This window comes from Moorena bouillonii PNG (assembly GCF_001942495.1).
In the GTDB taxonomy this organism is placed as follows: Bacteria; Cyanobacteriota; Cyanobacteriia; order Cyanobacteriales; family Coleofasciculaceae; genus Moorena; species Moorena bouillonii.
In genome coordinates, this window is record NZ_MKZS01000001.1 from 4,445,029 (window position 1) to 4,454,356 (window position 9,328).

At 44.6% G+C, this 9,328-nt stretch carries 5 protein-coding genes and 1 pseudogene; 5 read left to right on the forward strand and 1 reads right to left on the reverse strand.

Annotated elements, in window-relative coordinates:
* Nucleotides 1-381: 381 nt before the first annotated feature.
* Nucleotides 382-2,117: pseudogene (gene ltrA, locus BJP37_RS45335) on the reverse strand (group II intron reverse transcriptase/maturase).
* Nucleotides 2,118-2,777: 660 nt separating this feature from the next.
* Between ltrA and BJP37_RS18085 the strand changes: the two are divergent.
* The 5 genes from BJP37_RS18085 to ndk all read left to right on the forward strand — a co-directional run bounded on the left by BJP37_RS18085 (nt 2,778) and on the right by ndk (nt 9,109).
* Nucleotides 2,778-5,444: a CHAT domain-containing protein gene (locus tag BJP37_RS18085; RefSeq protein ID WP_075900797.1), complete on the forward strand. Its 2,667-nt coding sequence runs from the start codon at nt 2,778-2,780 to the stop codon at nt 5,442-5,444.
* Nucleotides 5,445-5,698: 254 nt separating this feature from the next.
* Nucleotides 5,699-6,751, forward strand: coding sequence for a filament morphology actin-like protein FcmB (gene fcmB, locus BJP37_RS18090; protein WP_075900799.1), 1,053 nt, complete (start codon nt 5,699-5,701; stop codon nt 6,749-6,751).
* A 42-nt stretch (nt 6,752-6,793) separates the two neighbouring features.
* Nucleotides 6,794-7,519, forward strand: a complete 726-nt coding sequence (locus tag BJP37_RS18095) for a hypothetical protein (protein WP_075900801.1) — start codon at nt 6,794-6,796, stop codon at nt 7,517-7,519.
* A 16-nt stretch (nt 7,520-7,535) separates the two neighbouring features.
* Nucleotides 7,536-8,582, forward strand: coding sequence for a D-alanine--D-alanine ligase family protein (locus tag BJP37_RS18100; protein ID WP_075900803.1), 1,047 nt, complete (start codon nt 7,536-7,538; stop codon nt 8,580-8,582).
* A 77-nt stretch (nt 8,583-8,659) separates the two neighbouring features.
* The gene (gene ndk, locus BJP37_RS18105; protein WP_070393679.1) at nt 8,660-9,109 is read left to right on the forward strand and encodes a nucleoside-diphosphate kinase; all 450 of its coding nucleotides are present in this window, start codon (nt 8,660-8,662) and stop codon (nt 9,107-9,109) included.
* Nucleotides 9,110-9,328: the final 219 nt, after the last annotated feature.

Genomic DNA, 9,328 nt, shown 5'->3' on the forward strand with positions numbered 1-9,328 from the left:
GGGAATCGGGAATCGGGAATCGGGAATCGGGAATCGGGAATTGGGAATTGGGAATTGGGAATTGGGAATTGGGAATTGGGAATTGGGAATCGGGAATCGGGGGACGCAAGAGAGTTTTGTTCCCCCCAAAATTGGGGGGCTAGGGGGGCTAAACCATACCCAGAATCAGCAACACCCAATAATTACCGAGACAATTCTTTCCTTCTGCCCTTCTCCCCATTTCCCTGTGATCGGATCTGACGAAATCGCCCTTACACAAAAAAACTACCCCTCTCTCCTTTTCTCTGTTGTTCTCTGTTCTCCCCCCACACTCCCCCTTTGACCCTAAATGTAAAAACCTACTCCCGACTCCCGATTATTAAACTAAGCCAGTGAGTCACCTCACTGACTCGTCTTCAAAACCGTACGTGATACTTTCGCATCATACGGCTCCTCATTACATGAACCATTTTCATTGGTACCTTCATAGCTTGTGGCTATGTTTCCTATCGTGGCAGTGTAGGTGTAGTAGTTCCAGGTTATCTGGTTTGTTACTACCGCCTTTTATGCGTGGTATGATGTGATGCACTTCTAATTGGTCATTGGGTTTGAACTTGAGTTTACATTGTGGGCAGATTCCTTTTTGTCTCGTAAAGAGCCTCCCTCTTGTACAAGACATTTCAGGGTGTTTACCCATTCTGTTCCCCCAATATATTAGGTCGCCATCATATGGACTTCTGGTTTCTTTGACTTTGATATGCCTAACTATTGGTGTTTTGGCATGTTTGGGTAGGATTACCTCTTTGTCTTTGAATACCCAGTTATCTCCATTGATTGTTCCCCAGTACTTGTTCTTAACCCATTCATGGGATTTCTTTGGATGTCTTCGGTTTCCCCATCTTCTGAGTTTGTTCCATAGCATGTCTACCAGGTCGCTATATGTTTCTTTGCTGCACACAGAGCTGTAGTAGTTGCACCATCCTTTAATTTGGAATTTTAATTTGTTGATTAGGCTAGCTTGTGGTGCGGCTTTATGTGTTTCAACGATTCTGGCTAGTTTTTCGTAATGCTCTGTCACTTTTTCGTTGGATGGTTTGATTATGGTTTTGAAGCCTTGTTTGGACTGGTTTTTCCCTACTTTATGTTGTTTTACCTGAAAACCCAGGAAGTTAAAACCTTCATATGTGTGGGTTATTTTCGTTTTACTAGGCTTCAATTCCAATTCCATTTCATTCAGCCATTTGCCAATTACTTCAAGGCATTCTTCTACCACTTTCTGGTCTTTGTGTATTATTAAGAAATCGTCCGCATATCTGATGAGGCTAAGGGCTTTACGATTTTTCTCTTTAGTCCCCTTCATATTATTGGCGTATTCTTTAATACACTCTTCCATTCCGTGGAGGGCTATGTTCGCCAGCAAGGGGGATATGATTCCTCCTTGGGGAGTCCCCTCATTTGTAGGTGAGAATGTTCCTTTATCCATCACTCCGGCTTTAAGCCAGGATTTTATTAGTTTTCTTAGTGTTGGATAAGTATTCAGTTTTTTCAGCAATGCTTCGTGGTTAATCTTGTCGAAACATTTGGCTATATCCGCATCTAAGACCCATTTTGGTTTTTTGCCTATACAGTTGAAGATGGCTTCTATGGCATCATGACATGACCGTCCTGGTCTGAATCCGTATGAATTCGGTTCAAATTTTGCTTCCCATTCAGGTTAAGCGTGCCTGTTTGGTAAGAGCTTGTAGTGCCCTGTCATAGATAGTTGGTATACCTAGAGGACGTTTCTCGTTACGACCGGGTTTATCTATCCAAACTCTTCTGGTGGGTTTTGGTTTCCTGTGAATTTTAAGGGAATCTACTAAGTTTAGTCGCTGCTTATTGGTTAAAGCTTTGCGCCCATCTATTCCGGCAGTTCTTTTTCCTTTATTTTCTTGGGTTACCTTTCTCACCGCTAGCATCTTTGCTGACCAGGATTTCATCAGAGTCTTCTGAAGTTTTCTTACCACGGGGACATTACCACGTTTAGAGGCTTGATATATTCGTTTTTGTAACTTAAATACAGTCATTTCTAGCTTTCGCCAATTGACCTTATTCCATTCCGACTGTGGGATGAATCCCCGAGCTTTAGACTTTTTCATTACTACTTGCGACCATATCTTTCCATGTAACGTGAGTCCGTCTGCGTATCTTAGGCATTACCCTAAGCTTTTGCTTGTGACTCAATCTCGCCTCCAGAGGACTTGCGGCTAACTACCTACTTAAGAATCGACCTTCTTAAGAGTGCCTTTGGAGGTTATTTCGTTCCTAATATCCATTCTTTGAACTTTTAGGGTGGTACTATTCACCGGAAGTGCTTAGGGAAATCAGTATAAGAATCGGGAACCTTATACTCCTTTGACTTCGTGACATTTTGTCTGTAGCGTATCAACCTTCTTTCGCTACTCAAGTCGTGACGATGATTGTAACGTACCTTCCTTGCGTACCCATGAGTTCCTTGCCTGCTACTAACATCTTGTCAGGTTTAGGATGCTTCGCTGTTCGACCCTTGCATTAATCCAAAGGTTTGTTAGTTCCATTGAATCAGGGTAGGGCTGTCACTCGGATTTCACGAGGGATGGTTTTTCACCATCATGGATATTAAGTTATCTAGGTTTTACCCTAGTGGCTAATCTTCCTCTGATGTTTATGCAGCAGAGTTTCTAGCCAACGAAACGCACCCCGATTCCCGATTCCCGACTCCCGACTCCCGACTCCCGACTCCCTTTGCTATCATTTAAATCTGCAACTGGCATTCTCCCATGAGCCGCCAATCCAGTGTCCGAACCGTTCTAGGACTTCTTTTCCTATCCAGCCTCACCATTACCCTGTGGCTCGGTCATCTTCCCTCTACCACCTGGCAACTGCAACTGGGAAACCCAGCCACAGCTCAATCCCCTGATGCTAGCCAACTTGTCCAACAAGGGGTGGAACGCTACCAACTGGGAGATTTTACTAGCGCTATAGAATATTGGCAAACTGCCCTGACTACTTATCAACAAACCAACAACCGCCCTAACCAAACTATTGTTCTAGAAAACTTAGCGAGAGCTTATCAGCAAATTGGTCAAATCGACCAAGCCATTAACTACTGGGAAAAAGTTATCACTAATTATCAGCAACTGGGGGATTTACAACAGGTAGGGCGGATGCTTACCGAACTGGCTCAAGCTTATAGTAAATTGGGGCAAAATCAAAAAGCGATCGCATTATTATGTGGTACCATTAATTACGATTACCCCCAAGATCACCCCTGTGTGCCAGAAAGTGCGTTACAACTGGCTCACAGCCATCAAGACCAACTTGGAGTTGCTGCGGCTCTGGGGAGTTTAGGGGATGCTTATCGCCTCAGGGGCAAATACGATCTAGCGATTAACTATCTCGAAGAGAGCTTAACTATTGCCCAAGAAATTGACCACCTTCCCTATCAATCCTCAGCCCTGAATAGTTTAGGAAATGCCTACAGTAGCAAAGCTCAGCTCAGCTATCGTCGGGCAAACTCTGCTGAAAAAATCGGCTACACAAGAAAGGCTTTGGCACTCGAAGCAAAAGCTAAAAATAACGATAGCGAAGCACTAAAGTATTTTCATAAAAGCCTCGATATTGCTATTACTCAAAACGACCAATCCGGTCAAATCCGGGCAAGGCTTAATGAGATTCCCCTGTACTACCGCCTTAGTGAATCTAGCGCTAGTGTTATGAAATGGCAAAAAGAATGGCAAAAAGCCTACTCCCTCTTGGAAACTCTACCAGATTCCCAGGATAAGGTTTATGCTGCCATTGAGTTAGCTAACCTGTTGCAACCCATTGCTCCGGCTCATGAAACTAGTCCCTGGATACGATGCTATCAGCCCAAACTAGAACCCCAGGCTACTGCACTCCTGGCTCAAGCCGTAAGAATAGCGCAACGGATTAATGACCACCGCTCCCAATCCTTTGCCCTAGGGGAACTGGGTCATATCTATGAGTGTCGTGACCAGTATACCAAAGCCCTAGAGTTAAGCCAACAGGCTAGGTTAGCAGCTGAGCAAAACTTGCTGGCAAAGGATAGTCTGTACTTGTGGGAGTGGCAAACAGCACGGATTTTTAAGGAGCAGGGGAAAGTAACTGAGGCAATTGGAGCCTATGAAAACGCGATCGCTACTCTCGAAACAATCCGTAGCGATATCCTAACTGCCAGTCGAGATGTCCAATTTGATTTTCTTGACACCGTTAACCCAATTTACCGACAGTTAGTGGAATTGAGGTTAGAGGGAGATCAAACTTTACTAAAATCAGCTTCACCCGATGTGCGTACTCAGAATATTAACATTGTCCTGAAAACCATTGATGGTCTCAAACTAGCAGAATTACAAGATTATTTTGGTAACGACTGTGTGTTAGCAGCAGTGAATCCAGCCAGAGTTGACCTAGTCAGTACTCGGACAGCTGTGATTAGCACCATTATCCTCAAAGACCGAACTGCAGTGATTTTAAGTCTGCCTAATGGTGAAAAGCAATTGGAGTGGATTGATAGTGATCGCGACAGTATAAGACAAGACATTAATCAATTTCGTAGAGAACTAGAAAGCTTTTTTGAGCCTTACAATTCCCAACAGGCACAAAAAATTTATAATTGGTTAATTCGTCCTTTTGCCAATCAATTAGAACAAGCTCAAATAGAAACCCTGGTCTTCATCAATGATGGCATCCTACGCACTGTGCCAATGGCAGCCCTCCACGACGGGGAAAAATTTTTAGTTGAACGCTATGCGATCGCAACCACTCCCACCCTCACCCTGACTGAGCCTAAAGCATTAACCCCTCAGAGTTGGCGAGCACTGGTGTTGGGCTTAACCAAAGAAGCTATTGTCGATGGTCGTGAATTTGAAGCCTTGAGCAATGTATCCACAGAAGTTAAGGCAGTGACACAGACCATACCAGAGAGCAAACAGCTATTGGATGAGGAATTTACCCGCGATCGCTTACAACAAGAATTAGGTGCAACGGTTTACCCGATTATTCACATAGCTACTCATGGTGAATTCGGCACTGAACCGGAGGATACTTTCCTAGTCACCGGGGAAAATGATCAACTCACCATTGATGAATTAGATCGGGTAATTCGCAGCGTAGCTAGTACTACTGAGCCAGTGGAGTTAATCTCCCTCACTGCCTGTCGAACTGCCACTGGTGATGACCGAGCAGCCTTAGGTTTAGCAGGTGTAGCTGTTCAAGCAGGAGCCAGAAGTGCCTTAGCCTCGCTTTGGTTCATTAATGATCAAACCACTGCCCAAATTGCCGCCCAATTTTACCAGGGTTTGCGACAATCAAACTTAAACAAAGCCCAAGCCCTTCGTGCTGCTCAAATCGCTTTACTGGAAGCAGGAGGACAATATGCTCGCCCCGCCTATTGGGCACCTTATCTAGTAATTGGAAATTGGTTTTAATCTTAGGTGTATAACAGGTCTATGAATCAGTATTCTACTATTATGAGATGAAATAGCTAGATGCCATAGTGTCCAACCAACTTGAGTCAACCTGCGTCTGTTGCACAACTAGTCTAAGGATTTTTGGCCATTGGTGCCAGAGCGATCGCAAACAGCCTGATCAATGTCCCCACCCCGCTCTTGCCTAGACGGGGCTTCCAAACATCGGACTATTTTTTGTGAGTTGAGTTAGACAAACTCTTATATACTAACCAATGACTGCTAAACAGCTTGCTACCATCGTGAACAAAGTTCCTATTCTCAGCATTGACTTAGGTCGCACCTCCACTAAAGCTTGTATCAGCCGTTACCCCGATGGTGTAGTGCTCATTCCTGCCAACGTTGCCCATCTTACCGTTGAGCAAGTGCGTCGGGGTGGGTTTGAAGCTCGACTGGGTGACCCTCTATTAGATATTTGGCTGGAGTATCAAGGCAAAGGATACGCCATTGGACAACTAGCTGCTGACTTCGGAGCTAACTTGGGTGTTGGTCAATCGAAAGTAGAAGATGCCTTGATAAAAGTTTTTGCCTGCGTAGGACATTTCGAGCTTCAAGGTGACTTGGCAATTATCATGGGATTGCCCTACCATTCCCAAGAGCAGTTTGAGCGTGAAAAAGAGGAATTAATTGGTATCCTGGCTTCTCCTCATGTCATGTACTACAGAGGGGAACAAGTCTCGATTACGATTAAGAAAGTTTGGGTAATACCAGAGGGCTATGGTAGCTTGATCTGGGTTGAAGTTCAGGAAAACGATCCATCCGATGGCGGATTACATGACCGTTCCGTCGCCGTTGTGGATATTGGCCACCAAACCACTGACTTTATAATGGCAGATTCGTTCCGATTTGCTAGAGGAGCATCTCAGAGTGAAGCATTTGCCATGAATGAGTTTTATGATCAATTAGCTACCCAAATTCAGGGAGCTGACAGTCAATCGTTACTATTAATCAAAGCGGTTAATCGTCCAGAGGGAGAGCGCTTTTATCGTCCTAAGGGTGCTGCTCAGCCCACAGACCTCGACGAAATTATACCGAGTTTGCGCAAAAGTTTTGCCCGTGAACTATCTGATCGCTTGCTCGCTTGGCTACCAGAACGCACCACAGACGTAGTCGTGACCGGTGGTGGTGGACAATTCTTCTGGAATGATCTTCAACTTATCTTTAAGGAAGCTAGACTCAAGGGTTACTTAGCTCAACCCTCTCGAAAAGCGAATGCTTTGGGACAATACATTTATGGAGAGGTGCAGAAGCAATCAGCATCTCGATAAATTTTATTGTAATTATCCAGTAGGATTATAGGAATAATTCCCATGGCAGCGATCGCAAAAAAAGTAAATAAAACAGTAGCATTTACCACTAACCGGGAGGATCAAGCCCTACTAAAGGCAGTGGAGAAAGAACTAGCTAAGGGTCAGTATCCTAGCTTTAGCATGTTTTGCAAGCAAGCTATCCAAGAGTTTCTGTTAAAACCAGAATCCTCTCAGGAAAAAGCATCCTCCCAGGAAACAACCGAGGGAACAACCGAGGAAACAGCAAGTGTTGGAAATCTTGAAGACAAGCTAACCCAACTGCAGCAGCAATTAACTGAAGTGGTACAGACGTTATCCGTTCAGAGTCCTAGCCAACTGAATAGTCAGCTAACTGATCTGACTCAACGAATTGAGGAAATAGACTCTAATACAACTCAACAATTGACCCAGTTACAACAGCAGCTTGGGAAATTAGAGCAAGTTCTATCTACTGAAGAATCCTCTGAACAACTTGATGATCAATTGATGGCATTAATCGAACAGGTCAAGCAAGTCGATGACCGTTCTCATCAACAACTCGAACACTTAAAACAGCAAGTTGCTGGTGTAGAAACAGTGCTGTCCAATTTTAGTACGACGGATGTGTCTCGCGCCACAGAACAGGGATCCACAGCAAAAGCGACTAGAGAGTCAGATGCTACGGCTCAAGTAGGATGGGAAAAAGACGCTGATCAATCTGATGATCCGTTACTAAGTCGCTTGGGTTCTTTATTAGAGGATTTTTAATTAACTGTATACTAATATGACAAAACGTAGAGTTGGACTGCTGTTTGGTGGTGTCTCAGGAGAACACGAAGTTTCGATTAGTTCTGCAAGAGCGATCGCAAACGCTCTGTGTGCCGATGAAAATGCCTCTAAGTACGAATTGGTGCCAGTGTACATTCAAAAAAATGGCATCTGGACAGCGGTCGAAACTATCGCACAGGTTTTAGACTCGGGAACTCCCCTAGAATCTGCTCCTAACGGTAATGTCTGGCAATTTCCTGCCGTTGTCAGTGAGGTAGATGTCTGGTTTCCCATCCTCCATGGGCCAAATGGGGAAGATGGCACAGTTCAGGGATTACTAACCCTAATGGGAGTTCCCTTTGTCGGTAGTGGTGTTTTGGGTTCTGCTGTAGGCATGGACAAGCTGGCAATGAAGACAGTATATGCCCAAGCCGGATTACCCCAAGTCAACTACATGGAAGTTTTGCGATCGCAAGTTTGGTCTGATCCCTGTGTATTTACCAAACTCTGTGACCAAATTGAGGAAACCTTAAACTATCCCTACTTTGTCAAACCAGCTAATTTAGGCTCATCGGTAGGGATTGCCAAAGTGCGATCGCGTTCTGAATTAGAAGCCGCCTTAGATAATGCTGCTAATTATGACCGCAGGTTGATTGTAGAAGAAGGGGTAGTAGGGCGAGAAGTAGAGTGTGCTGTACTAGGGAACGATCATCCCAAAGCCTCAGTAGTTGGTGAAATTACTTATGATAGTGATTTCTATGACTACGAAACCAAATACACTCAGGGTCAAGCGGACTTGTTAATCCCCGCTCCCTTGCCCACTGACGTCATTACCCAGATTCAGGAAATGGCAATCCAGGCGTTTACTGCCGTTGATGGGGCTGGTTTAGGACGGGTAGACTTCTTTTATGTCGAAGCCACTAAGGAAATCTTCATCAACGAGATCAACACCTTACCAGGTTTTACGGCAACCAGTATGTATCCCCAACTGTGGGCAGCTACAGGTGTTCCGTTTCCACAATTGGTGGATCAGTTAATTGAGCTAGCAATAGAGCGGGCTTGAATCTTAGTCCTAAAGGAATATCATAGGAAAGGCTATGCCCAAGATTGACCTGAGTTAAACAATTTGAGGAGATAAACTTGGAACGGACATTTCTGATGGTTAAGCCGGATGGTGTACAACGGAATCTTGTTGGTCAAATCATCCAGCGTTTTGAGACAAAAGGTTTTACCTTAGTTGGGCTGAAGCTTATGAACGTCAGCCGTGAACTTGCCGAACAGCATTACGCTGTTCACAAAGAGAGACCTTTCTTTCCCAAACTAATCGAATTCATCATCTCTGGTCCTGTAGTAGCAATGGTCTGGGAAGGAAATGGAGTAGTGGCTTCCGCAAGAAAGATGATTGGTGCTACCAAACCTCTGGAAGCTGAACCAGGAACCATTCGGGGCGATTATGGGTTAGACACCGGTCGCAATCTTATCCATGGCTCAGATGCCATTGAGACAGCGCAGCAGGAGATTAGTCTTTGGTTTAAGGACGAAGAGCTAGTTAGCTGGGAACCAACCATAACCTCTTGGCTTTATGAGTAATAGTAACATTTACCTTTAAACGGGAAGTCCAACGCTCTACCCATGTTTGGTGAGCGTTGGGATTATTGATTGGGAGATGGCGGAATTCTTCCCGACTCTTGTTAAAAGCAGTTACCGACTAGCTTATTTTGCGGTTTGCTGTTTCCCCAAAGCCGGTTGCCCTTCTTGAGTTCTCCACGGATTGAAATCGCGTGGATTCTAAGAGTCGTGTCGTTACGC

Coding starts and splice junctions, on each gene's coding strand:
- BJP37_RS18085 (WP_075900797.1), top strand. CDS start 2,778: ATGAGCCGCCAATCCAGTGTCCGAACCGTTCTAGGACTTCTTTTCCTA.
- fcmB (WP_075900799.1), top strand. CDS start 5,699: ATGACTGCTAAACAGCTTGCTACCATCGTGAACAAAGTTCCTATTCTC.
- BJP37_RS18095 (WP_075900801.1), top strand. CDS start 6,794: ATGGCAGCGATCGCAAAAAAAGTAAATAAAACAGTAGCATTTACCACT.
- BJP37_RS18100 (WP_075900803.1), top strand. CDS start 7,536: ATGACAAAACGTAGAGTTGGACTGCTGTTTGGTGGTGTCTCAGGAGAA.